Below are 24,287 nucleotides of genomic sequence, written 5' to 3' on the forward strand. Positions count from 1 at the left end.
AAGGGGATGATAGAATTAGCACTCAGGCCCTACGACTGCTAACGGATTGCCGGCGGCAGCACGGGACCTCTCGTTTGCCCAAGAGGAGGAGCACCAGTGCCAACATATGCTTACGCCTGCAAGGATTGCGGCCATGCCTTCGATATCGTCCAGTCATTCACGGACAGCTCACTGACGTCCTGCCCCGAATGCCAGGGCGCACTGCGCAAAAAGTTCAACAGCGTGGGCGTCGTGTTCAAGGGTTCCGGTTTCTACCGCACGGATTCCCGCGACTCCAAGGGCAGCACCGTTTCCGCAGCCCCGGCTGCCTCCTCACCCGCTCCCACAGCCCCGGCCGCGTCCGCGCCTGCATCGCCCGCTCCGGCAGCCGCCGCCAGCTAATATCCGGCTTTCGCCCTTCCGATGGCGGCCCCGCGCTTTCCCGGACATTGTCCACATAGGCGCGGGGCCGCTGTCGTTTCCATATCCAGCGCACCTAGCGTGGGAGCATGCCTGTACATCCGCTCCGCGCCCGTCAAGGTAGTCCCGGATTCCTCCGGCACAGGCGGCCGCCTGCCTCCGTCCGCCGTCCGCAAAGCCGCCGTCCTGCGGCGAGATTGGGAGCCTGGCTAAGCCGAAACCGCCGGCTCGCAGCGGCGCTGCTTCTGTGTGCGGCCGCCGCACTGAGCGTCCACCAGCTCACCCCCGCACCCGTCCACACGGTCACCGTCCTGGCCGCAGCGCGGGACCTGCCGGCGGGATCGGCCCTGGCAGCCTCGGACGTGGCCCCAATTCAGGTTCCTCCCGGGATGCTTGTCGAGGGTGTCCTGCAGGATGCCACGGAGGCCGCCGGCAGGCAGCTGGCGGCTCCGCTGCGGAAAGGCCAGTTACTGGCAGACGCCCAGCTTCTGGGTCCCGGTTTGCTCACCGGCAGCGTGCCCGGTTCGGCGGCCGTTCCCCTGCGGATGGCCGATGCGTCCGCGGTCCAGCTGGTTTCTCCCGGGCAACTCGTGAATGTGGTGCTCACCTCCGCCAACGGCTTCGACCAGCAGGAGCCGTCCGAAGTCCTGGCATCCGGCGTGCCGGTCCTGTGGACGTCCGCCAAGGGCGGCCAGGGCGGGCAGTGGCTTGGAACCCAGGAGACGGACGGCCTGATGGTTGTGGCCGCCACGGCAGAGCAGGCGGCACGGCTTGCCGGGGCTTCCACCCAGGGAAAGTTGTTCTTCGTCCTGGTGGGTCCGCCCTCCCCGCACCCTAGCCCCGCAACAGCGGCCGCTGCTGATCCTGCGCGCGCAGGAATCTGTCAGCCCCAGTGCGGGGGCCGCTGTTCCTTCAGCCAGGCGTCGTGGTCGTCGTCCCGGTCACCCCATGCCCGGGGGTCGTCCTCTGACGCCGTCTTGGGCAGGACCCCGCCGGCAGCGGCCCGCTGCGATGCACGGGTGGCGGGAGCCGCGTCTGGTTCAGTCCCGTTCCGGGTATCCGCCTCTTCCGTGGTTTCCGGGGACGCTGCCCGATCAACGGCGTTATTCGTTTCCTCGCTAGCCATCTGGCCCGCCTCCTTGCTGTCCTTCGCGGCCCGCGCCGGATCAACACCCTGGTTTCCGGCGCGCCCTTCCGTGCCGTGGCCGGCGCGCCTGCTGCCGGCCGGACCGGGGAAGTTTGTGACGTTGGAAACCTGGGCGGGCTCGGCAACGGCGTCCATATCATTCAGCGCCTGGTCAACGTCATCGTCAAGGAAGCCGGGGGACGTAGCCGGCCGGCCCGGGAGTACAACCTTTTCCAGGCCCAGGTACTTGGCGATCCGGTCCGCGCAGGACGACGGGTCGGTGAACACTTCGATGGTCCACAGCGGCATGTAGCGCCAGCCCAGCCGCTCCAGCAGCTGCGGCCGCAGCCTGCTCCGCTCCCGGACGCTCATGGTGCGGTACCGTTCGGTACCGTCGGACTCGATGGCGACGGGCCACGGGAGGTCGGTCTCATCCTGCCCCATGGTGCTGAGGGGATCAGCGGCGGCCACCATGTCGATGGCGCCGTCATACTGGTGCCAGACCCTGGCCCCCCTTGCGCGCAGTCGGTCCCCCAGGTCTGCGACCAGCGGGTCCGCGCCCAGCGCCTGTTCGCTGGCGGCCGCACGGGACGCCGGGGTGCCGAGGTCGGTATTGCCCGCGATTTCGCGGTCCAGGAGTGCGTACAAGTCCACGGCACCGTGTGTCAGCCGGGTGTGGTCCAGGTCTTCCGGCCGGAAGCAGGTCAGGACGTGCATCGAGCGGCGGGCGCGCGTCATGGCCAGGGCAAACTTTTCCCGGCCGCCCTCGGCGGACAGCGGGCCGAAGTTGTGCAGGGCCCGGCCATGCGGGGTACGGCCGAAGCCGGGCGAGAAGATGACGTGGTCGCGCACCAGGCCCTGGGCGCGTTCGAGGTCCACCACCCGGAAGGACTCCGGGCCGGCTCCGAAGAAGCTGGCCAGGCCGGGGTGGTTGGGCAGCTGCAGCCGGATGGACTCGCCGATGCGGGCTGCATGGCGGAGGCTTGCTGTCACCACCGCCAGCGAGGTCCGTGGCCGGAGGCGGGCGTGCTCGAACACGAGCTCCACCACCCTGTTGACCTCGGCCACCACGGACTCCACGCCCTCGTGGTCGGCGCTGGGCAGACCGGTTCCGTCGGGGAGGTACTCCACCAGCAGGGATCTGTCCAGCCCCGTGGCTGACTGGCCTTCCGGCAACCGGCGGAGGCCGCCGTCGTAAAAGTTCTTGCTCAGCTGCAGGACCAGGTCCTCGTCCACCGCCCGATAGACGAAGTTCAGCCGCCATACCGGCAGCACGGCGGACAGCGCGGTGAAGGCGCTCTCCACCCTCTGGTGCGCCGATTCACCTGGCGCCAGGCGCTCCACCCCGACGGTGAAGGTCCGGGGGCTGGCAATACGTGCGTCACCGAACGCAATGACCTGGCGGGCCCGGGCAATCGAGGGAAGCACGGCCTGCAACGAAGTTGCCTCGGCGTCGAGGATGACCACGGCGTCGAAGTGCTGTCCGGCGGGCAGCAGCCCGGTCATCAGGTAGGGGCTTACGGACCAGACCGGGACCAGGGTGCCCAGCAGGTCCGGTGCCTGTGCCGTCAGTGCCGGCAGCGACACCCGGCCATCCTTGAGGAGGCTGCGGAGGAGGTCGGCCTGGCGGGGCTGCTCCTCGATGGCGGTCCGCCAGCGCTCAGCCAGGTCCCAGCGGAGCCGTGCCGCCCCGCTCGCAATGTGCGCGTTGTCGGCCAGCCGGTACTCCGCTTCCAGCTGGCGGAGGGCGTCGCCGTCGGACATTGCCAGATAGTCATCACCGCTGATCATCGCTTCCAGCGCCGACTGCCACCAGGCCAGTTCCAGCTCCGCGGCCACGGATCCCGCCGGTACCTCGCGTTCTGCCAGGTCGGCCAGGAGCTCCCCGAGCCCGTGCTCCCGCATGTTCTCCACCAGGAGGGTGCGCTCGGGCAGGGTCTTGAGCGTGTCCGCGTCCGCCGCCAGCCGCTCGAGGCGTTCCATGAGCTCTTCATAGCGCACCGTGGCAAGCGAGCCGCCCGCTTCCGTATGCTTCAGGGCCTCGCCTAGCCGGGCCAGCTCGCGTTCCAGCTCCCGGTGCATCGCGTTCATCTCGGCGAGCCCGGAGGGGACCGCCGGATGCCGCTGGGTGGTGGCGTACCCGGCCCAGAGGGCGCGCTGTTCCTGTACCAGGACCAGCGAGCTGTGCAGGTCGGCGATGTGCACGCCCGGGCGCACGTATTCCTTGGCCACCCTGCGCAGCCGGGACCGCTGCATGGCGGTCATCTCGATGCCCCGCTCCCGCCGCCAGGCCGAGGGGGCGGTGGCGGAGATGAGGTCCGTTACGGGGCGGTCGAAGATGTCCGGCGTGAATTTGTCGAGGCTGCCGCGGACAGCGACCAGGAGTTCAAGCTGCTCGCCCCACTCGGCGAAGGATCCGCCCAGCCGGATCTCCGCGTGCTCGGCCACGGCCTTCATCCGGTCGCGCAGCACCGGCAGGCCCTTCTCAACGGAGCGGACCAGGTCCTGCGCTTCCTCGGTTTCCTTGCGGGTGAGGAGCCGTGCGCCGTGCCAGGGACTGGTGGTGGCCGCCTTGCTGAAGCTGCCCAGCTCAGCCGCCCGGCGGAGCCTTCCGGCCAGCTCGTCACGATCGCGGATGCTGTCCAGCACGCTCCGCTTGAGCCGCACGGTGGTGGCCGGGGCGGGATCGATCGACGTGAGCTCGGCCAGCGACTGCATGGCCTGGTACGGCGAGCAGCCCCAGCGCTGGCGCACGTTGTGCAGCGACGCCACGTGGTCCATCAGCGCGTGCCGGTGCCCCGTCAACGTATTGTGGAGGTTTTCCAGCTGCGGTTCCAGCGACTTTTCGTTCCGGACGATGGCGCGGACCAGCTGGCCCTTCAGCTGCTGCGCGGTCACGTTCCCGGACAGCTGGAACAGGATGGATTCGAGGCCCAGCGACTCCAGCTGTCCGGACACCTCGTTGAGGCTGGCGCGGCGGTCCCCCACCACCAGGACGGTCTTGCCGGCGTCCACCAGGGCACCGATAGTGTTGATGGCAGTCTGCGTCTGGCCGGTGCCCGGCGGGCTGCTGACCACCAGGGAGTCCCCGGCGCGGGCGGCGTCGATGACGTACTGCTGGTCCGTGTCTGCGTCGAGCAGGAGCAGTTCGTCCCTGGGATGCCGGCTGTCCAGGGGCGGGAAACGGGACGGGTTCGGTTCCTCCACGTCCACCATTTCGCCCCCGGCCGCCGTGGCCAGGTTGGCCACGATGGGGTGGGAGTCGTTGATCCAGGGATCGTCCAGATTGCCGGAGAGGTCGGCGAACGTGGAAACGAGCAGGTTGTGCTGGGTCTCCGCGCCGTGGATGGGACGGATGAGCGTGCCAAGGCGGTCCAGCACAGGCTGCGGATCGAAGCGGGCGGTGCTGTAGGCGAGCCGGGTGACGGCGTTGACGTCGAACACAATGCCGTGGATGTTCTTCAGGTGCCGCACCAGCGCCGGATTGATCTGGGCCTGCTCGGTGAGCTGCAGTTCGTAGTCGTCCTCGCCGGGGCGGACGGTGAGGGAGATGGCGGAGAGCATCACGGGCGCCGACACACGCTGGGGTTTGCCCCCGACGGCGGACGTCCACACCACGGTGCCGGCCGACAGGTAGCCCGCATCGATGCCGCGGTCATTGGCGAGCTCAAAGATCTTGGACCGGATGTTGCGCGAGGCCCGCGCCGCCACGATGTACTGCTGACGGTCACGGATCAGCGTGGAGAGGCGGGTTTTGCGGCCGGCCATGAGCTGGGCCAGGCCTGACGGATGGGCGTGCGTCAGGTCGATGGACCCTTCGGGGGTCTTGGTGAAGCGCAGCATTGTGTCCGCCCCGGTGACGGGTTTAAGCCCGGACAGCCATTTGCGAAGCTCTTCCGAGCCTTCCGGGTGGCCTTGACCAACTGACACTACTGCCTTCTTTTCTGCGCTTTCACGTGACGCCCTGGACCATACCGGCATAGGTTCGAGCGTAGCCGCTTCCCCGCCGGACTCAAGAGACCGCAACACTGGAGCACCCAAATTAGCGGAATTTGCTCAGGGAACAGGAATGGCCGGCCTCCGCGGCGGAGGCCGGCCATTCAATCTGCTATTCCCACTCGATGGTTCCCGGCGGCTTGCTGGTGACATCAAGCACCACGCGGTTGACGCCCTCCACCTCGTTGGTGATCCGGCTGGAGATCCTCGCCAGGAGCTCGTACGGCAAGCGCGACCAGTCGGCCGTCATGGCGTCCTCGGAGGAGACCGGTCGGAGCACGATGGGGTGGCCGTAGGTACGGCCGTCGCCCATGACGCCCACGCTGCGCACGTCGGCCAGCAGGACCACGGGCATCTGCCACACCTCATTGTCCAGGCCGGCAGCGGTCAGTTCGGCGCGGGCGATGGCATCCGCCTTGCGCAGCAGGTCAAGCCGCTCCCTGGTGACCTCGCCAACGATCCGGATGCCCAGGCCGGGGCCGGGGAACGGCTGGCGCCCCACGATCTCCTGAGGCAGTCCCAGCTGGGCGCCGACAGCACGGACCTCATCCTTGAAGAGCGCCCGCAGCGGCTCGACCAGTTCGAACTGCAGGTCCTCGGGCAGGCCGCCCACGTTGTGGTGGCTCTTGATGTTCGCGGCGCCCTCGCCGCCGCCGGACTCGACGACGTCCGGGTACAGCGTGCCCTGGACCAGGAACTTGATCTTCTCGCCATGGGCTGCGGCCTCGGCGATGATGGCGCGTTCGGCCTCTTCGAAGGCCCGGATGAACTCGCGGCCGATGATCTTGCGCTTGGTCTCCGGATCACTGACGCCGGCCAGTGCGGACAGGAAGCGTTCCTGCTCGTTTGCAACGTAGAGGTTCACGCCGGTGGCGGCGACGAAGTCGCGTTCCACCTGTTCGGCTTCACCCTCGCGCAGCAGGCCGTGATCCACGAACACACACGTGAGCTGGTCGCCCACGGCACGCTGGACCAGGGCGGCCGCCACAGCGGAGTCGACGCCGCCGGAAAGGCCGCAGATAACCCGGGCATCGCCCACCTGCCGGCGGATGCGCTCCACCTGCTCCTCGACGATGTTGCCGGTGGTCCAGTTGGGCTCGATCTTCGCGCCCTTGAAAAGGAAGTTCTCCAGCACCTGCTGGCCGTAGGTCGAGTGCTTGACCTCGGGGTGCCACTGCACGCCGAAGAGTCCCTTGTCCTCATTGGCGAAAGCAGCCACCTCGGCGCCCGCCGTCGTGGCCAGGACTTCGAAACCCTCGGGCGCCTCGTGGACGGAGTCGCCGTGGCTCATCCAGGTTTTCTGGTGCTGGGGCATGCCTTCCAGGACGGAACGCCCTTCACCCAGGATGGTGGTCTCCGTGGAGCCGTACTCCCGCAGCCCGGTCTTGTCCACCTTGCCGCCCAGCGCGTTGGCCATGGCCTGAAAGCCGTAGCAGATGCCGAAGACGGGAACCCCGGCCTCGAACAGGTCGGCACCGACGCTCGGGGCGCCGTCGGCGTAGACGCTGGAGGGTCCGCCGGACAGGATGATGGCGGCGGGGTTCTTGGCGAGGAGCTGCTCGGTGGAGTAGGTATGCGGAACCACTTCCGAATACACATTTGCTTCCCGGACGCGGCGTGCAATCAGCTGCGCGTACTGGGCACCATAGTCAACTACCAGCACCGGCTTCTGGGAAGTTTGGGATGCAGTGGGAGTAGTCACCGTAATAGCCTACTGGGCGCCGATGTACCGGCGCACCTTGAGAAGCTGCGCTGTGACGCAGCAGACGTTCGATGGCGGGCGGCCGGTCGCGGTGCCCGGGAACCGGCCCTGCCGGTTCAGTACCGCTGCGGTGCCTGCGGGTTGGCTGCGAGTTCGGCCTCAACCTCGGCGTGGACCTTTTTCTCCACGATGAAGGACAGGAACGGGACCACGCCGCCCAGGGCCAGGAGGATCAGCTTGAGGAAGGGCCAGCGCATCAGCGCCCACAGGCGGAAGTTGGACATCAGGTACACCACGTACATCCACCCGTGCACGATCAGGACCGTGACGGACAAGTTGACGCCGTTCAAAACGCCCGGCGGTTCGGCGCCGGCGAAGCCGAAGCCGAAGGGCTGGCCGGTAAGCGCGTCGGTGCCGCCGGCGAACAGGTACTGCCCGAAGCCGTACCGCGCCACCAGTTCGGCGCACAGCAGCAGCAGCATGGCACCTGTGAGGTACGCCAGCACCTTGTAGAACTTCAGGGCCGACCGGATCTGCGCCTCGGTGCCGCCGAAGCGCCGCTTCTTGCCGGACGTCTTGCCGGCTGCGGCGGGGGTGGCAGGTTTCGGATCAATCATGGCTGTACCTTTTGCTGGGTCTGTTCAGGATGCTGGGTCTGTTCAGGGTGCCGGGGTTTCTGTTCCCGGCCGGCGGGAGCCGGAGCGTCCTCCTCGTCCAGGCTGTCCTCGAGGTCGCGGTGGTAGTCGTCCTTGACCAGCCGCCACCAGATGAAGAGGGCAAAGCCTGCGAAGACCACCCACTCCAGGGAGTAGAAGAGGTTGAGCCAGTTGATCTGCTGGGCGGGCGGCTGCGGGCCGATTTTGAGCGGAAGCAGTTCACCGGGAACCGCGGCGGGGCTGACGTCCACTCCCCCGGCCAGTTCGGCGGTGGCGGCCACAAAGCCCGGGTAGCTGCTGACTTCCCAGTAGTTGATGAGCTCGGCCACGGAGACTGCGGTGGCTTCCCCGGGCTTCGCAGCCGTGTTGGGCAGCGGCGCCTCGGACGGCAGCAGCCGGCCGGTCAGTTCGATAGTGCCCGACGGCGGCGCTGCCGCGTCTCCGGGTTCGGCCACCCACCCGCGCGCAACGGGGATCCAGGTTTGTGGTGAGGCGGCTGCCCCGGCCAGGGTGGGCGCGCCGTCGACGGCGAACGCCGTGACGACCCAGTAGCCCGTTTTCCCGTTGTGAAGCCGGCCCGGGACCAGGACCTGCTTGCCGGCGTCGTAGGTTCCGGTGGCCCGGACCATCTGGTCGGCGTCGGTACCGTGGAAGAACTCGCCCGGCAGGAGGGTCTCTGTGAGCGGCTGGATCTGCTCGGTGGCGGGGTTGACCGGCTGCTCAGGCTGTGTGGACCGCCCGAACTGCCACTGGCTGAGCAGCACGAAGACCCCGGAAACGGCGATCGCAAAGATGAAGCCTGCGATCCATCGGGGCTTTAGGGCTGTTTTCCACACGTCTTAACCGTACTTCGTACCTTTGTAGAACAACTAAACGCCGGCCGGCCGGGCACGTGTCCGGCAAGCCCAGAAACCGGCTCAGTGATCGAAGAACACCAGGCTGGAGTTAATCAGTTCGGAGATCACCTCGGCGTCGTAGGCGCGGCGCAGCGATTCGCGGAACGACTCCTTGGACAGCGAGCGGGCCAGGGTGGCCAGGACTTCGAGATGGTCGGAGAACGAACTGGCCGGCGTGGCGATCAGCAGGACCACGGTTGCCGGGCCGTCGGCGGCGCCGAAGTCGAGGGCGTGGCCGTACTTGGCGATGCCCACGGCAATGGAGGTGCGGGACACAAACTCGCTGCGCGCATGCGGCAGTCCGATTCCGCCGGGAAGCCCGGTGGCCAACTGGTGTTCCCGGGCGTTGACGTGCTTCAGAAAACCCTCAAGGTCTGAAACGCGGCCGGCGGCATACAGGCGTTCCGCCAGCTGGGTGGCGGCATCGGCCTTGTCTGTTGCCTCCAGTTCCAGGATCACCATCTCGGGGGTGGTGAGGTCGGCATCATACGGGTCAAGCGGTTCCGCCACGGCGTATCCCTTCAGTCAGCGCTACGGACCATCTTTCCCTCAGCGCAAGGGCACGATGTCTTCCACGCCCAGGCGGGCGGCGTCTGCGGATTCATCGTCCGGCTGTTGCTGGCTGAGGCGTTCCGCCTCCACGCGGGCAATGTAGTGCCGCACCTCGTTTTCACGCTGCGCGTCGCTCCAGCCAAGGACGTCACCCATCAGTTTAGCGACAACGGGCACTGCGGACACACCACGGTCCCAGGCTTCGATGGAAATCCTGGTCCGCCGGGTCAGGACGTCGTGGACGTGCCGGGCCCCTTCATGCGTGGCAGCATAGACGGCCTCGGCCTGGAGGTAGTCGTCCGCGCCCGGTATCGGCTCGGCGAGTGCCGGATTCTCCTCGATGATGGCGAGCACCTCGGACGTGAGGGATCCGTACCTGTTGAGCAGGTGTTCGATCCGGGCCACGTGTACTCCGGATTCTTCCGCGGTGCGGTTCCGCCGGTTCCAAGCCGCCCGAAACCCGCTGGCTCCGAGCAGGGGGATGGTTTCGGTGCAGCTGGGCGGGACGCGCTCGTCCATGGTGCGGGTGGCTTCGTCCACAGCGTCCTTGGCCATCACCCGGTACGTGGTCCATTTGCCGCCGGCGACGACGACGAGTCCCGGGACGGGGTGCGCCACCACATGCTCCCGGGACAGCTTGGCCGTGGAGTCGTTTTCGCCGGCCAGCAGGGGACGCAGCCCGGCATAGACGCCTTCGACGTCCTCGCGGGTGAGGGGCCGCTTGAGGACCCGGTTGACGTGCTCGAGGATGTAGTCAATGTCCTTGCTGGAGGCCGCGGGATGCGCTTTGTCCAGGTGCCAGTCGGTGTCCGTGGTGCCGATGATCCAGTGCCTGCCCCAGGGAATGACGAACAGCACGGACTTTTCGGTGCGGAGGATGAGTCCCACGGTGGACTGGAAGCGGTCCCTGGGAACCACCAGGTGGATGCCCTTGGAGGCCCGAACCTTCAGCTGGCCCCGCTCGGTGACCATCGCCTGGGTTTCGTCCGTCCACACCCCGGTGGCATTGATCACCTGCTTGGCCCGGATCTTGAATTCGGTGCCGTCCTCGCGGTTGACCACCTTGGCCCCCACCACGCGTTCGCCCTCGCGGAGGAAATCCACCACCGCCATCTGGTTGACGGCGTGCGCCCCGTAATAGGCAGCGGTGCGGATGAGGTTGGCGACGTACTTGGCGTCATCCACCTGGCCGTCGTAGTAGCGGATGGACCCCACGAAGGCATCGTTCTTCAGGCTTGGCGCGGCCCGGAGGGTACCCCGCTTTGTCAGGTGCTTGTGGAAGGGCACTCCCCGGCTGTGGCCGCTGGAGATGGACATGGCGTCGTAGAGCGCAATGCCGGCGCCGACGTAGGGCCGCTCGATGAAGGGTCTGGTGAGCGGGTAGAGGAAGGGCACGGGGCGGGCCAGGTGGGGTGCCAGTTCGGACAGCAGCAGCCCGCGTTCCTGCAGGGCTTCCTTGACCAGGGCGAAGTCGAGCATCTCAAGGTAGCGCAGGCCGCCGTGGATGAGCTTGGAGGACCGGGAAGAGGTACCGGCCGCCCAGTCGCTGGCCTCCACGATGCCGACGCTCAGTCCGCGCGTGACGGCGTCCAGGGCGGCGCCGGTACCAACGATTCCGCCGCCGACAATCAGGATGTCCAGTTCCTGGCCGGGCTGGGAGGTGGCCCGCAGCCGCTGGATGGATGCTTCCCTGGCTGCCGGGCCGAGGGCCCCGGTGTTTGCAGGATTGGTCTTCATTGAACGCCTCCGCTGCCTCTAGTGCCGGTCTTAACCCCACACTACTGGGTGACGGAGCGCTTGGGCAGGCTGGCCGGGGCGGAAGCGGGCCCCGGCCAGCGTCGCGGCCCTCAGTTCCCGGCGTAGGGGGAGACCACGACGTCGACGCGCTGGAATTCCTTCAGGTCCGAATAGCCGGTGGTCGCCATGGAGCGGCGGAGCGCGCCGATGAGGTTGGACGTGCCGTTGGTGTGGTGGCCCGGTCCGAAGAGGACCTCCTCGAGCGGGCCGACGGTTCCGACGTTGACGCGGTCGCCGCGGGGAAGCTCCAGGTGGTGGGCTTCCTGCCCCCAGTGCCAGCCCTTGCCCGGCGCCTCTTCGGCGCGCGCCAGGGCGCTGCCGAGCATCACGGCGTCGGCGCCCATGGCAATGGCCTTGACGATGTCGCCGGAGACGCCCATGCCGCCGTCGGCGATCACGTGCACGTAGCGGCCGCCGGACTCATCCATGTAGTCGCGGCGGGCGGCTGCGACGTCCGAGATGGCGGACGCCATGGGCGAGTGGATGCCCAGGGCACGGCGTGTGGTGGTGGTGGCACCGCCGCCGAATCCCACCAGTACGCCGGCCGCGCCGGTGCGCATGAGGTGCAGGGCCGGGGTGTAACCGGCCGCTCCGCCGACGATGACGGGGACGTCGAGTTCGTAGATGAACTGCTTGAGGTTCAGCGGCTCGTGGTCCTTGGACACGTGCTCTGCGGAAACCGTGGTGCCGCGGATGACGAAGATGTCGACGCCGGCCGCCACCACGGTCTTGTAGTGTTCCTGGGTGCGCTGCGGGGTAAGGGAACCGGCTACGGTCACGCCGGCCTCGCGCATCTCGGCGAGGCGGGAGGTGATCAGCTCCGGCTGGATCGGCGCCTGGTAGAGCTCCTGCATCCGGCGGGTCACCGCGGGGCTGTTGGTCTCGTCCTTCAGTGCGCCGATCTCGTCCAGGATGGGCTGCGGGTCCTCGTACCGGGTCCACAGGCCCTCGAGGTCCAGGACGCCGAGGCCGCCGAGCTTGCCCAGCGCAATGGCTGTTGCCGGGGACATCGCCGAGTCCATTGGTGCGCCGATGACCGGCATGCTGAACTGGTAGGCGTCGATCTGCCACGAGACGGAGACGTCCTTGGGGTCGCGGGTACGACGGTTAGGGACAATTGCAACGTCATCCAGGGAGTAGGCACGACGCCCACGCTTGCCACGGCCGATCTCGATCTCATAAGTCACTGCACTAGGTTATCCCAGCAGGAGTCCGGTCCTTGGCTGGAGTGGGGCCGTGGGCGGGCGCTGGATCTTCGACGGGCAGAGGCAGGACCGTCCTCGACTCCGGGGCGCTGGCTCCCCGTCCGTCCTCCCGTCACGTTCGGATTCAGCAGTGTCCCGCCCGGCCCCAGCCTCGCCCGGGTCCGCACCACAGTGCAGGAAGCCTAACTGTGTTCGGCTTCCCCAAGGCCCACGGCAGCAGGGTTTCCTGGCCGTGGAGCCGCTTCGACGAAGGGCCCTATGCGGTCCGCGAAGAGCCGGGTGAAGATCCGGTGCCTGGCGAGGGCATGAGCGTGGTCCTGGAATTGCCGGTTCCCGCTCCTGCCGAACTGGCCGCCTCCTGCTCCTGCGCGTGGCGAAGGACAGCTTCCGCGGCAGTATTCAGGAACAGGGCCGCGGCCAACAGGGAACTGCTGTCGCTGGCCTGCCACGCCTGGCGGAACCTCTCGGCATCGGGCCCCGGCCAGCGGACGGTGGTTACCTGCCCGGTCAGGGACTGCTGCTGGCCTTCAAGCCGGCGTCCGGCTGAGCGCAGGCTTGCCGCAAGTTGCCGCAGCTGGACCACGTCTGCCCCGTACACATTGCCCAACCGGCATCCCCAAAGATCTGCAGTGGTACCCCCGATGTACGCGAGACAAGAAAAAGCCGGGATGGGCACAGGTGCCCATCCCGGCTTTTTGGCCTTAGCGGGAACCGTAGTTCGGCGCCTCGACTGTCATCTGGATGTCGTGGGGGTGCGATTCCTTCAGCCCGGCCGGGGTGATCCGGACGAACTTGCCCTTCGCCTTGAGCTCGGGGATGGTGGGTGCGCCCGTGTAGAACATCGTCTGGCGCAGGCCGCCCACCAGCTGGTAGGCCACGGAGGCCAGCGGACCCCGGTACGCCACGCGGCCTTCGATGCCTTCGGGAATCAGCTTGTCGTCGCCCGAGACGTCCGCCTGGAAGTAGCGGTCCTTGGAGTAGGACGTGTTCTTGCCGCGCGACTGCATGGCACCCAGCGACCCCATGCCGCGGTAGGACTTGAACTGCTTGCCGTTGACGAAGATCAATTCGCCCGGGGACTCATCGCAGCCTGCCAGCAGGGAACCGAGCATCACGGTGTCGGCGCCCGCCACCAGCGCCTTGCCGATGTCGCCGGAGTACTGCAGCCCGCCGTCGGCGATCAGCGGCACGCCGGCCGGGATGGCGGCCTTGGCGGATTCGTAGATGGCGGTGATCTGCGGCACGCCGACGCCGGCCACCACGCGGGTGGTGCAGATGGAGCCGGGTCCGACGCCCACCTTGATGCCGTCGGCGCCGGCATCGATCAAGGCCTGCGCGCCTTCCCGCGTTGCTGCCTGGCCGCCGATGACGTCCACGTGCGCGGCCACCGGATCGGACTTGAGGCGGCGGATCATGTCCAGCACGCCCTGCGAATGGCCGTTGGCGGTGTCCACGAACAGGGCGTCGACGCCGGCGTCCACGAGTGCCATGGCGCGCTCCCAGCCGTCCCCGAAGAAGCCGATGGCGGCGCCCACGCGCAGGCGGCCTTCGTCGTCCTTGGTGGCGAGCGGGTACTGCTCGGCCTTGGTGAAGTCCTTGGTGGTAATCAGGCCCTTCAGCCGGCCCTGCTCATCGACAAGCGGCAGCTTTTCGATCTTGTTGGTGGCCAGCTTGTGCGAGGCTTCCTCGCGGCTGATGCCCACGTGGCCGGTGACCAGCGGCATCTTTGTCATGACGTCGCTGACCAGCCGCAGCGGGTAGTCGGACTCCGGGACGAAGCGGGTGTCGCGGTTGGTGACGATGCCGAGCAGCCGGTTGTCCTCGTCCACCACGGGCAGGCCGGAGACGCGGTACTGGGCGCAGAGGTTGTCCAGTTCCTGCAGGGTTGCCTCGGGGCGGATGGTGAGCGGGTTGGTGATCATGCCCGACTCGCTGCGCTTGACGCGGTCCACCTGGTCCGCCTGGTCCGCGATGGACAGGTTGCGGTGCACTACGCCCAGGCCTCCCTGGCGGGCCATCGCGATGGCCATCCGGGATTCGGTGACGGTGTCCATGGCCGCTGAGAGCAGCGGCGTCTGCACCGTGATGCGCTTGGAGATCCGCGAGGAGGTATCGGCGTCGGACGGGATGACGTCGGTGTGTCCCGGCAGGAGGAGGACGTCATCGTAGGTCAGGCCGATGAAGCCGAAGGGGTCGTGTTCGGGCTGGGTCATGAGTGCGCCTCTTACCTAGGTTGCTGAACGGGCAGGGGTTGCAGCCGATGACCAGCCCGTCATTACGGGTCTGGCCTGTGCAGGTGGCGGGAGCGCCGCACCACGCGGCGTTCCGGAGCAGAAAGTGTTGAGTAAATATTAGAACCTCCGCGCCGATCCCCCTATTCCGCGGCTGCAATGTGAGCAACCGCACCTCATCACCTAGCTCCAGCCGGTTGCCGCCAGCAGCCGCTGCTCGAACATGGGGAGCATTGTCTCCACATAGGTCCTGGTGAGATGGTTGTCGTCCTTGTACACGTAGACGTTGCCCACCACGGCCGGACAGACGCCCCGCGCGCAGATGAAGTCGCTCATGTCCATCAGGTGCAGGTTCTCAAGCCGGCCCCGGTAGTTCTCCTGCGGCGACGGCTCTACGAGCGATTCGGCCAGGGACGGGTTGCACTCCGGAGCGTCGGCACCGTACCGCTGGACGCACTCGGGCATGTTGTACGTGAACCGCGGGTTGTCCCGGATGCCCACCACCTCAATGCCGGACTCGGTAAACGGCCGTATCCCGTCCAGGTAGCCGGGGACTTCGGTTTCGAAGGGAGCCTCCTCGTGCGTCAGCGAAGCAACCGTGAAGACGGCGTCCGGGCGGTGCTCCAGCACGTAGGCTGCGCTGGCCCTGTTGTAGGCGTTGCATTCGGCGTTCCTGGTATCCGATTCGGCCCCGAACCTGCAGGCCGGCATCAGCAGCGTGACCAGTTCCCAGCCCCGGGCCTCCGCGATGGGCGCCAGGGCACCGAGGTACTGCTGCGAGTGCGAGTCGCCCAGCACCACGATCCGTTTGGTGGCACCCTCGGCCGGGACGGCCTGGCGGCAGCCTTCCAGGATGGGGTCTGCCGTGGCGTTGGCGCCGGTGCAGGGGGCGTGGATGCCGGCCCAGTCGTTGTCCAGCGCGGATGGTCCCGGGATGATCTTCGCCTGGGGCGCGGGCTGTCCGGCGTTTTCCGGGCTGAGCGCGGCGGCTCCTGGCGTCAGTTCCCGCGGCTGCGCCGCCGTCGCGGCTTCTTCGGCGGTGAGAGTGGTCTTCCAGACCGCCACCGGCCCGGCCAGGACGGCCCCGCAGGCGACAATAACGACGGCGGTGCGCCAGGCCCGCATTTTGGGCCAGTGCCAGTCCCGCAGCGGCTTCTCAACGAACCGGGTGGTGAGGACGGCGAGCACGGTTGAGGCGGCAACGATGGCCAGGCCCTGCATCAGGTTTGGTGCCTCCACGCCGGTGGCAGCGAGCGCCAGCACCAGCACCGGCCAGTGCCAGAGGTACAACGCATAGGAGTTGTCGCCCAGGGCCACGGCCGGCCTGCTGGCCAAAAGCCGGTCCACGCCGAACCGGCTGCCGGTCCGTCCCGCCACGATGATCGCGGCAGCCGCCAAGGTGGGCCAGAGGGCGACGAAACCCGGGAAGGACCGGTCCACGGTCAACAGCAGGCCGCAGGACACCATGCCGGCGAGGCCCGCCCATCCCAGCACGAGGCGGAGGGCCCGGCCGGGCTTGAGGTACGGCAGGGCCAGTGCGAGCAGCGAGCCGAGCGCGAACTCCCAAAGCCGGGTGCGGGTGTCGAAGTAGGCGTACGCCTGGTTGGTTGCGGTCTGCTGCACCGAGTATGCGAGCGAGACTGCGAACACCGCGCCGAAGACCAGGGCCAGCAGGCCCCGGTACTTCAGCCCCTTCGCGGCGCCATAGCGGCGCAGCAGCGCCAGCATCGCTGCGGTGCCGGCGAAGACCAGCGGCCACAGGATGAACACCTGTCCCTGGATGGACAGCGACCAGAAGTGCTGGAGCGGGCTGGCGCCGGCATGGTCCTGGGCGTAGTAGTCCACCGCGGTATCCGCAAGCAGCCAGTTCTGGCTGTACAGCAGCGATGCCCAGGCCTGGTCCAGCACCTGCGGCCAGCGGCCCTGCGGAAGGATCAGCCACGTACCTGCCAGGACGGCGAGGATAACGACGACGGCGGCCGGCAGGAGCCGCTTGAACAGGTGCAGCCAGTGCGCCAGGAGTCCGAACGGGCGGCACGATTCAGCCTTCCGGACAAAGGACAGCGTCAGCAGGAACGCTGAGATCAGGAGGAAAATGTCCACCCCGCCGGAGACCCGGTTCAGCCAGACGTGGTAGGCCACCACCATCAGGACGGCGAGCGCACGGAGCCCCTGCACCTCCGGCCGGAAGGTCGGTTTACGGCTCTTGGCACTGGCTTTGGAGGGCGGTCCCGCTGCAGCCTCTGTTCTCGCTATCGACACGAATAGACCTCACTGGCGCATAGACAAAACATCCATTCTACTTAGTGCCGGTATTTTTCCGGCGAGGTGGCGTACGTCACGGCCCCCTTCGGTCAGGGTCCGTCGCCGCTCTCCGGGACAGGACTGTAAGCGTCACGGTACGCCTGGGACCACCGAAGACAGGCATTCCGCGCCGCGGTCAAGCTGCCGGTCGCTCCTTCCTGGAAGTACAGGAGCGACCGGTTGTTTGATGTCAGGGCCTTACTTGGGGCACTTCAAGTCCGGATTGTAGGCTGCGAACATACCGTCCGGGTTGTCCCTCCAAATCCACGCGTGAAGCGCGTAGGAGCCAGGGAACGGACCGTTATCGAACTTGACACCGGCAATCGACGGGCGCTTGGCCGCCGTCGATATGAACTCAACGGCTACCAGCTTGTAATGTCCATGCCGGTTGGGCATGTACACGAGGACCTCAGGCTTTCGGGCCTGGGTTTTGTCATCGATCAGATCCTGCTTTGCGTAGTGGAAGCCCATTGCCCCAACTCCGGGTTTTTCCACGCATTCCGTAATTTTCTTATAGCCGTCCGCCTTTGCGTTTTCCAGCCAGCGGTAGTTGTCCGTGACATGGCGCAGGATCCTGACGAGCCGGCGCTGATCGTCGTTGTTCCGCCAGTCGTCGCTGCGGTCACCGTCCCCGTGCCCGGAGCCGCCGTGGGCAACGGCCGTTGCAGGAGCAAGTCCCATGGCAAGCACGGCAGCGGTGGCCATGGACAGTAATCCTGTCCTGGTGCGATTCATCGTTAATCTTCTACCCCTCTGAGACCGATATTTCCTGTTCGGTAAGGGATGCGAAGTGTGGGATGCGAGTGCCCTTACCTTTTCGAAGATGCCGGCAGTTTTTCCCGGGAACGCCGGTGAACGAGCCGCCCGGACATCACTTTCGTCCAGCGGTATGGGCGGCGTGTCCAGTATGCTCCCAGCCAAAAGCGGCGCGCTACGCTACGGGCCGGTAATAGGGGGCTGTGCGGAGTTCCAGGGGCGCAGCAGGGCGCGCAGCGTCTGGATGGTGTCCGCTTCCGCCGCCGGCTTGTCGTCCCGGTAGCGCTTGACCCGGGCGAAGCGCAGGGCGATGCCGCCGGGATAGCGCGAAGACTGCTGCACCCCGTCCAGGGCGATCTCCACTACCGTCACCGGCTCCACCCATACTGTCCCGGCCGAGCGGCGGACCTCAATCTCCTGGAACCTTTCGGTCTGCCAGCGCAGCAGGGCATCCGTCAGGCCCTTGAAGGTCTTGCCCACCATCACGTAGCCGCCGGGTTCGCCGAACTCACCGGCGGGGTCCAGGGCGCCCAGGTGCAGGTTGGACAACAACCCGGTGCGCCGGCCGGAGCCCCACTCACAGGCAAGCACCACCAGGTCGTAGGTCAGGACGGGCTTGACCTTGATCCAGTTGGAACCGCGCCGCCCGGCCTCGTAGGGCGAGCCCACGGCCTTCACCACCACGCCCTCGTGGCCGGCGGCGAGCGCGTCGCGGGAGATCCGCCCGGCCACGGCGGGATCCGCGGTAATCTCCCCGGGGATGCGGTGCCCGGGGGCGATGCTGTTGAGGACGCCGATGCGGGTGGACAACGGTTCCCCGAGGAGGTCGCGGCCGTCAAGATGCAGGACGTCGAAGAACCAGGGATGCAGCAACGTGGCACGCGCCGCCTCGGCCCCGAACCGGGACATGGTTTCCTGGAACGGCCGCGGGCCGCCGTCCTCGTCCAGTGCCAGGGTTTCGCCGTCCAGGATCACGTCCCGTACGGGCAGTCGGCGCACCAGGTCCACCACCTCGGGTAGCCGGTGGGTCACCTCAGCCAGGGTGCGGGTGAAGATGCGCACCTCGTCCCCGGCACGGTGCACCTGGATGCGGGCGCCGTCGAGCTTGTATTCAACCGAGGCTTCACCGGTGGCTTCGAGCGCCGCTTCCGTGGAAGAGGCGGTTGCGGCGAGCATGGGCTGTACGGGGCGGCCGACGACGAGCCCGACCGCGTCAAGGTCCTCCACGGTGCCGGTCATGGCCAGCAGCGCGGTGCCGCCGAGGTCCCCGGTCAGCATCGCAGCGCGGCGGACGGCGGCAACGGTCCTGCCGGCGGCGCGGGCGATCGCGTCGGTCACCACGCCTTCAAGGGCGCCGGTGCGGAGCTCGCCGAGCAGGACGCCGGCAATAAAGGCCTGCTCGCGTTCGGTGGCGGCAGATGTCAGCGCGCGGAGGGCCGCCGCCCGTTCCGCAGCGGAACCTGTCCCCGCTGTGGCAGCCAGCCGGTCAAGGGCAGCATCAAAGTCGGCGATGGTCAGGCCCGGTTCCGCGGCGGGCTCCCCCATAGCCGCGCCCATGCCGCGCCAGCCGACGCCCACCCGGCCCTGCCGCGGCCTGGCTACCAGGAAACCCACCGCCGTCGAGATTTCCGCAGGCTCGAGCCGGCGCAGCACGTCCGCGAGCGCCTCAACCTTTGCAAGCCGGGAGCGGGTGGATGCAACGGCCTCCGTGGTTTGCACAAGCTCGTCGAGCAGCATTGCACCAGTCTGCCATCAAGCCGCTCCGGGCACTGCCCGCTCTGGGCCGGGCAGGGATAGCGCCTCTTCGATTCCGGGACGATCCCCGCCACGTTCCGGCTCGCCGTTCGGGAGCAGGGCAACAAAAAACCGGCCCGGCAGGTGCCGGACCGGTTTTTTGTGTGCCTGGGAGCTCCCGGAGGGGAGATCAGTGGCTGTGGCCTGCGTGCTCGTCTTCCTCGGCGGCCTTCTCGACAACCAGGGTCTCAGTGGTGAGAACCAGGGCAGCGATGGAGGCTGCGTTGCGCAGGGCGGCACGGGTGACCTTGACGGGGTCGATGACGCCCGCGGCGATCAGGTCCTCGTACTCGCCGGACTTGGCGTTGAAACCGTGGTTCGCTTCGAGCTCGGCTACCTTGGCCACGATGACGTAGCCGTCGAAGCCGGCGTTCTGGGCGATCCAGCGCAGCGGCTGGGTCAGGGCGCGGCGAACGATGCCGACTGCTGCGGCTGCGTCGCCTTCGAGGGCCTGGACAGCCGGGTCCTCATCGAGTGCCTTGAGGGCGTGGATCAGGGCTGAACCGCCACCGGAGACGATGCCTTCTTCGAGGGCAGCGCGGGTGGAGGAAACGGCGTCCTCGATGCGGTGCTTCTTTTCCTTCAGCTCAACCTCGGTGGCAGCGCCGACCTTGATGACACCGATGCCGCCAGCCAGCTTGGCCAGGCGCTCCTGGAGCTTTTCACGGTCCCAGTCGGACTCGGTGCGGGCCAGCTCTGCACGGAGCTGGGCCACGCGGGCGGCAACGTCCTCTTCGGAGCCGGCGCCGTCAACGATAGTGGTGTTGTCCTTGGTGACCGTGATGCGGCGGGCCGTGCCCAGCACCTCGAGGCCAACGGTGTCCAGGCTCAGGCCCAGCTCCGGAGAAACAACCTGCGCCCCGGTGAGGGTGGCGATGTCCTGCAGCATGGCCTTGCGGCGGTCGCCGAAGCCCGGAGCCTTGACGGCCACAACGTTGAGGGTGCCACGGATGCGGTTGACGATCAGCGTGGACAGGGCCTCGCCGTCGACGTCCTCGGCGATGATGAACAGCGGCTTGGAAGCCTGCAGCGCCTTCTCCAGCAGCGGCAGGAATTCCTGCAGCGAGGAGATCTTGCCCTGGTTGATCAGGATGAGGGCGTCCTCGAGGACGGCTTCCTGGCGGTCTGCGTCGGTGATGAAGTACGGGGACAGGTAGCCCTTGTCGAACTGCATGCCTTCGGTGAGGACCAGTTCGGTCTGGGTGGTGGAGGATTCCTCGATGGTGATCACACCATCCTTGCCCACCTTTCCGAATGCCTCGGCGAGCAGTTCACCAACCTCGTCGCTCTGCGCGGAGATGGAGGCCACGCTGGCCACCTGGGTGCCTTCGACCGGGCGGGCGTTCTCCAGCAGGCGGGCAGCAACGGCTTCAACCGCAACCTCGATGCCGCGCTTGATCTGGCCGGGAGCCGCGCCGGCTGCAACGTTGCGCAGGCCTTCCTTGACCAGGGCCTGGGCCAGGACGGTCGCGGTGGTGGTGCCGTCACCGGCAACATCGTTGGTCTTGGTGGCGACTTCCTTGGCCAGCTGCGCGCCAAGGTTCTCGTACGGGTCGTCCAGCTCGACTTCGCGGGCGATGGTGACGCCGTCGTTCGTGATGGTGGGCGCGCCCCACTTCTTGTCCAGGACGACGTTGCGGCCGCGCGGGCCGAGCGTCACCTTGACGGTGTTGGCGAGCTTATCGATGCCGGCCTCAAGGGACCGGCGGGCAGCGTCTTCAAACGCAAGCTGCTTTGCCATGGTGGTGTCCTTTCAAGACAGAACCCCGTACTGCCGGGCAGCAGAAAGCATGGCCGGCGGTACGGGGATTCCGAAAAAGTTACTTAACGACGATCGCCAGGACGTCGCGGGCGGAGAGCACGAGGTACTCGGTGCCGCCGGTCTTGACTTCGGTTCCGCCGTACTTCGAGTAGATGACGACATCGCCGACAGCTACGTCGACCGGGACGCGGTTGCCGTCTTCGAACCGGCCGGGGCCTACTGCAACAACTTCGCCTTCCTGGGGCTTCTCCTGCGCGGAGTCCGGGATCACCAGGCCGGAAGCCGTAGTCTGCTCGGCTTCGAGCGGGCGGACAACGATACGATCCTCAAGAGGCTTAATAGAGACCGACACTCGGACCTCTCCTTTTCGTCAGCAAATTCGTGGACTTGGCAAGCTTTCCGCCGTGGCTGGCAAACCGTCGTCGCGGTGCCGGCAGCAGCCTGGCTGGCAGCTCTTCAGTATTAGCACCCTCCTAAGGAGAGTGCTAATGAAGACTCTATGTAAGGGTTAGCACTCGGTCAAGGCGAGTGCCAGCGTTTCGTCATTGCCGGACGCAAGGGCGTGTACATTGAACCGGTGCGAGCCGCTGTGTACCTGATCCTTGCCAACCTGTTTTGGGCGGGAAACTTTGTGGTGGGCCAGGCTGCCATGCAGTCAATGCAGCCGCTGCAGCTGACCTTCTGGCGCTGGGCACTGGCTGCCGTCCCGCTCCTTCTGCTGGCACAGGTCATCGACCGGCCGGACTGGAAGGCGGTGCTGAGCAAGTGGCCGGTCCTGCTCCTGTTGAGTGCCCTGGGCATGAGCGGCTATACCCTGCTGCTCTACAGCGCGCTCCAGCACACCTCGGCGCTCAACGCTTCCCTGGTGACAGCGGCGAATCCGGCACTCATTATGGTGCTGGCCGTGGTGCTGTTGAAGGACCGGCCGCGGCCGTTGAGCTGGGTAGGCATCGGACTGGGCCTCGCTGGCGTGTTGCTGGTCCTTACCGGCGGTGACCTGCGGCGCCTGCTGACGTTCTCGATCAACACCGGCGAACTGCTCATCCTCGCCGCAATCACCGTCTGGGGCTTCTACACGATCATCGCCCGCAGGCTGGACCTGCCGGCCATCACCTCCACAGCGGTGCAGGTGGCGCTGGCAGCTGTAGTTCTGGCGCCTGTGGCGGCAGCTGCCGGAGCGGGACTTCCATCCACCCCTGCCGAAGGCTGGTCCCTTGCGTTCATCGCCCTGTTCCCGTCGCTGGGCTCCTACCTGCTGTGGAACCTGGCGCTGAAGAGGACCACAGCCGCCAACGCCGGCAACTATCTGAACCTGATCGCCGTCTTTACCGCCATCGTCACGGTGCTGCTGGGCCAGCCCATCACTTCGGCACAGGTGCTGGGCGGCGTCCTGGTGATTACGGGGGTCCTGCTGACCAGTGCCGGGCAGCGGCCTCAGCGGCCCAGGTCCTCGAAATCCACGTCCTCGCCGCCGTCGGGATCGCGCAATCCCCGGTTCCTGCCCCGGTAGAGGACCAATGCTGCCGCTGCGGCTGCCAGCAGGGAGGCAACCAGGAAAACGATGCTCCCGGTGCGGGCGCCCGTATACAGCCCCCGGATGTCGCGGGCTTCCTGGGTGTCGTCCTGGATGCTGTTTCCTCCCACCGAATAGACCGTGGCATTGAAGGCGTCCAGGAAGAAGATGATCACCAGCAACACGATGCAGATCACCGCCACCACTGATGCAGCGATCAGCACCGGACGTGCGTACTTGGCGGGGCCCCTGTCCGTGGGCTGGTGTTCTCCGGACTGAGGGGGCCTCGCGCTGTCTTCCATGTTTCAACCCTATCCACATCCTGCAGGACGCTCCTCCACTAGGCTGGAACGCATGCCTCAAGCTCCCCAGGACCAGATAGCACCCCTGCTCACTCCGGAAGGCTGGGATCTTCTGGCGTCGCTGGGGCCCTACCGGGAAGACGCCTCGTTCGAACTGAATGCAGCGTTGCGTAAGGCCGGGCACTCACCCGATTTGGTGTCCGCGGTGCTCACGCAATCCAGGCTCCGCACCAAGGCGGAGGCAAAGTTCGGGGAATTCGCGGGCCGGATGCTGTTCACGCAGGCCGGGCTGGAACAAGCCACGCGACTCAATGTCGCCGCCCGGCACGCGCAGCGGTTCGCCGCAGCCGGCATCGGCCGCGTGGCAGACCTCGGGTGCGGCCTCGGTGCTGACTCGCTTGCCCTGGCGTCCCTCGACATCACCGTCACGGCAGTGGAAATGGACGAAACCACCGCCGCCTGCGCCACCATCAACCTCATCCCCTTCCCCAACGCGACGGTGGTGCACGCGGACGCAACTACGGTGCCGCTGGACGGGATAGACGGCGTCTGGCTGGACCCTGCCCGTCGGGTCACCTCCACCTCGGGCACCAAGCGGATCTGGGACCCGGAGGCCTTTTCGCCGCCCCTGTCCTTCGTGGAAGGCCTCGCCGCCGCCGGGAAAGCGGTGGGCGTCAAAATGGGACCGGGCATGCCGCACGATTCGGTGCCCGGCAACTGCGAGGCCCAGTGGGTATCCGTTGGCGGTGATGTCACCGAGGTGGCCCTGTGGTTCAACGCCGTCCGCCGCCCGGGAATCCGCCGCTCGGCGCTGGTCCTGGGGCCCGGCGGCGCCGCCGAGCTAACCAGCACGGAGGACTTCGGCGGTGGACCGGCCGCACCGGTGGGGCCTGTGGAGGGCTACCTCTACGAACCGGACGGCGCCGTCATCCGGGCGGGGCTGGTGGCGGACGTCGCCCGGGAACTTGGCGGCCACCTGGTGGACGAGCACATCGCCTACATCTGCTCCCCCGCCCTGCTGGACACGCCGTTCGCCCGGACCTACCAAGTCCGGGAGGTGATGCCCTACAACGTCAAGGCGCTAAAGGCCTGGGTGAAGCAGGAGGGCATCACGGTGCTGGACATCAAGAAGCGTGGGATGGCCGTCACGCCCGAGGAACTGCGGAAGCAGCTGCTTCCCTCAGGTAAAGCCGCAGGCAGGAAGGGTGCCGGGAAGACGGCCACCCTGGTCCTGACCCGCATCGGGGAGGACCGGGTGGCCATCGTGGTGGATCCCGTCCCGGACCAGCAGTAGCA

General features: G+C 67.2%; 18 protein-coding genes and 1 pseudogene. 4 read left to right on the forward strand and 15 right to left on the reverse strand.

What is annotated here, in order from left to right:
• Nucleotides 1-96: 96 nt before the first annotated feature.
• Nucleotides 97-381: an FmdB family zinc ribbon protein gene (locus ACLH0K_RS12130; protein WP_411373849.1), complete on the forward strand. Its 285-nt coding sequence runs from the start codon at nt 97-99 to the stop codon at nt 379-381.
• Between the two features lie 107 nt (nt 382-488).
• Nucleotides 489-1,202 (forward strand): annotated as a pseudogene (locus tag ACLH0K_RS12135) (RcpC/CpaB family pilus assembly protein); the annotation flags it as partial.
• Nucleotides 1,203-1,282: 80 nt separating this feature from the next.
• On the opposite strand, the gene ACLH0K_RS12140 reads toward ACLH0K_RS12135, so the two are convergent.
• The 14 genes from ACLH0K_RS12140 to groES all read right to left on the reverse strand — a co-directional run bounded on the left by ACLH0K_RS12140 (nt 1,283) and on the right by groES (nt 21,528).
• The gene (locus ACLH0K_RS12140; RefSeq protein WP_411373850.1) at nt 1,283-5,506 is read right to left on the reverse strand and encodes an AAA family ATPase; all 4,224 of its coding nucleotides are present in this window, start codon (nt 5,504-5,506) and stop codon (nt 1,283-1,285) included.
• Nucleotides 5,507-5,633: 127 nt separating this feature from the next.
• Nucleotides 5,634-7,223, reverse strand: coding sequence for a glutamine-hydrolyzing GMP synthase (guaA, locus tag ACLH0K_RS12145; protein WP_411373851.1), 1,590 nt, complete (start codon nt 7,221-7,223; stop codon nt 5,634-5,636).
• Between the two features lie 116 nt (nt 7,224-7,339).
• A complete protein-coding gene (locus ACLH0K_RS12150) occupies nt 7,340-7,840 on the reverse strand; it encodes a DUF3817 domain-containing protein (RefSeq protein WP_138136265.1) in 501 nt (166 codons plus the stop codon).
• Entirely contained in the window at nt 7,837-8,715 is an 879-nt protein-coding gene (locus ACLH0K_RS12155) for an SURF1 family protein (protein WP_411373852.1), read from the reverse strand. The genes ACLH0K_RS12150 and ACLH0K_RS12155 overlap by 4 nt, the downstream gene beginning before the upstream one ends.
• Before the next feature lie 81 nt (nt 8,716-8,796).
• The gene (locus ACLH0K_RS12160; protein WP_138136263.1) at nt 8,797-9,285 is read right to left on the reverse strand and encodes a PTS sugar transporter subunit IIA; all 489 of its coding nucleotides are present in this window, start codon (nt 9,283-9,285) and stop codon (nt 8,797-8,799) included.
• Nucleotides 9,286-9,324: 39 nt separating this feature from the next.
• Nucleotides 9,325-11,064 (reverse strand): glycerol-3-phosphate dehydrogenase/oxidase, encoded by a 1,740-nt coding sequence (locus ACLH0K_RS12165; RefSeq protein WP_411373853.1) that lies wholly within the window; start codon nt 11,062-11,064, stop codon nt 9,325-9,327.
• Nucleotides 11,065-11,174: 110 nt separating this feature from the next.
• Nucleotides 11,175-12,311: a GuaB3 family IMP dehydrogenase-related protein gene (locus ACLH0K_RS12170; protein WP_411373854.1), complete on the reverse strand. Its 1,137-nt coding sequence runs from the start codon at nt 12,309-12,311 to the stop codon at nt 11,175-11,177.
• Nucleotides 12,312-12,585: 274 nt separating this feature from the next.
• On the reverse strand, nt 12,586-12,936 hold the full coding sequence (locus ACLH0K_RS12175; protein ID WP_411373855.1) for a hypothetical protein: 351 nt from the start codon (nt 12,934-12,936) through the stop codon (nt 12,586-12,588).
• A 94-nt stretch (nt 12,937-13,030) separates the two neighbouring features.
• Nucleotides 13,031-14,542 carry an IMP dehydrogenase gene (gene guaB, locus ACLH0K_RS12180; protein WP_411373856.1) on the reverse strand — a complete coding sequence of 504 codons (1,512 nt, stop codon included), beginning with the start codon at nt 14,540-14,542 and terminating at the stop codon, nt 13,031-13,033.
• A 201-nt stretch (nt 14,543-14,743) separates the two neighbouring features.
• Nucleotides 14,744-16,822, reverse strand: coding sequence for an acyltransferase family protein (locus ACLH0K_RS12185; RefSeq protein ID WP_411373857.1), 2,079 nt, complete (start codon nt 16,820-16,822; stop codon nt 14,744-14,746).
• Nucleotides 16,823-17,062: 240 nt separating this feature from the next.
• Nucleotides 17,063-17,569 (reverse strand): hypothetical protein, encoded by a 507-nt coding sequence (locus tag ACLH0K_RS12190; RefSeq protein ID WP_411373858.1) that lies wholly within the window; start codon nt 17,567-17,569, stop codon nt 17,063-17,065.
• A gap of 231 nt (nt 17,570-17,800) precedes the next feature.
• Entirely contained in the window at nt 17,801-19,357 is a 1,557-nt protein-coding gene (locus ACLH0K_RS12195; protein ID WP_411373859.1) for an ATP-dependent DNA ligase, read from the reverse strand.
• A 187-nt stretch (nt 19,358-19,544) separates the two neighbouring features.
• The gene (groL, locus tag ACLH0K_RS12200) at nt 19,545-21,155 is read right to left on the reverse strand and encodes a chaperonin GroEL (protein WP_411373860.1); all 1,611 of its coding nucleotides are present in this window, start codon (nt 21,153-21,155) and stop codon (nt 19,545-19,547) included.
• Between the two features lie 79 nt (nt 21,156-21,234).
• Nucleotides 21,235-21,528: a co-chaperone GroES gene (gene groES, locus ACLH0K_RS12205; RefSeq protein ID WP_003805290.1), complete on the reverse strand. Its 294-nt coding sequence runs from the start codon at nt 21,526-21,528 to the stop codon at nt 21,235-21,237.
• Between the two features lie 225 nt (nt 21,529-21,753).
• On the opposite strand from groES, the gene ACLH0K_RS12210 reads away from it, so the two are divergent.
• Nucleotides 21,754-22,686, forward strand: coding sequence for a DMT family transporter (locus ACLH0K_RS12210; protein ID WP_411373861.1), 933 nt, complete (start codon nt 21,754-21,756; stop codon nt 22,684-22,686).
• Here ACLH0K_RS12210 and ACLH0K_RS12215 read toward each other — a convergent pair.
• A complete protein-coding gene (locus ACLH0K_RS12215) occupies nt 22,611-22,991 on the reverse strand; it encodes a hypothetical protein (RefSeq protein ID WP_411373862.1) in 381 nt (126 codons plus the stop codon). The two genes, ACLH0K_RS12210 and ACLH0K_RS12215, sit on opposite strands and share 76 nt — an antisense overlap.
• A 52-nt stretch (nt 22,992-23,043) precedes the next feature.
• On the opposite strand from ACLH0K_RS12215, the gene ACLH0K_RS12220 reads away from it, so the two are divergent.
• Nucleotides 23,044-24,285, forward strand: coding sequence for a THUMP-like domain-containing protein (locus ACLH0K_RS12220; RefSeq protein WP_411373863.1), 1,242 nt, complete (start codon nt 23,044-23,046; stop codon nt 24,283-24,285).
• The last annotated feature ends 2 nt before the right edge of the window (nt 24,286-24,287 follow it).

The sequence above is a fragment of the Arthrobacter sp. MPF02 genome (assembly GCF_046605375.1).
GTDB lineage: Bacteria > Actinomycetota > Actinomycetes > Actinomycetales > Micrococcaceae > Arthrobacter.

What these genes read in the sequence shown, in the direction of transcription:
- ACLH0K_RS12140 (WP_411373850.1), bottom strand. Translation starts at nt 5,506, where the DNA reads ATGCCGGTATGGTCCAGGGCGTCACGTGAAAGCGCAGAAAAGAAGGCA.
- ACLH0K_RS12150 (WP_138136265.1), bottom strand. Translation starts at nt 7,840, where the DNA reads ATGATTGATCCGAAACCTGCCACCCCCGCCGCAGCCGGCAAGACGTCC.
- ACLH0K_RS12165 (WP_411373853.1), bottom strand. Translation starts at nt 11,064, where the DNA reads ATGAAGACCAATCCTGCAAACACCGGGGCCCTCGGCCCGGCAGCCAGG.
- guaB (WP_411373856.1), bottom strand. Translation starts at nt 14,542, where the DNA reads ATGACCCAGCCCGAACACGACCCCTTCGGCTTCATCGGCCTGACCTAC.
- ACLH0K_RS12190 (WP_411373858.1), bottom strand. Translation starts at nt 17,569, where the DNA reads ATGGCCACCGCTGCCGTGCTTGCCATGGGACTTGCTCCTGCAACGGCC.
- ACLH0K_RS12195 (WP_411373859.1), bottom strand. Translation starts at nt 19,357, where the DNA reads ATGCTGCTCGACGAGCTTGTGCAAACCACGGAGGCCGTTGCATCCACC.
- groL (WP_411373860.1), bottom strand. Translation starts at nt 21,155, where the DNA reads ATGGCAAAGCAGCTTGCGTTTGAAGACGCTGCCCGCCGGTCCCTTGAG.
- ACLH0K_RS12215 (WP_411373862.1), bottom strand. Translation starts at nt 22,991, where the DNA reads ATGGAAGACAGCGCGAGGCCCCCTCAGTCCGGAGAACACCAGCCCACG.
- ACLH0K_RS12220 (WP_411373863.1), top strand. Translation starts at nt 23,044, where the DNA reads ATGCCTCAAGCTCCCCAGGACCAGATAGCACCCCTGCTCACTCCGGAA.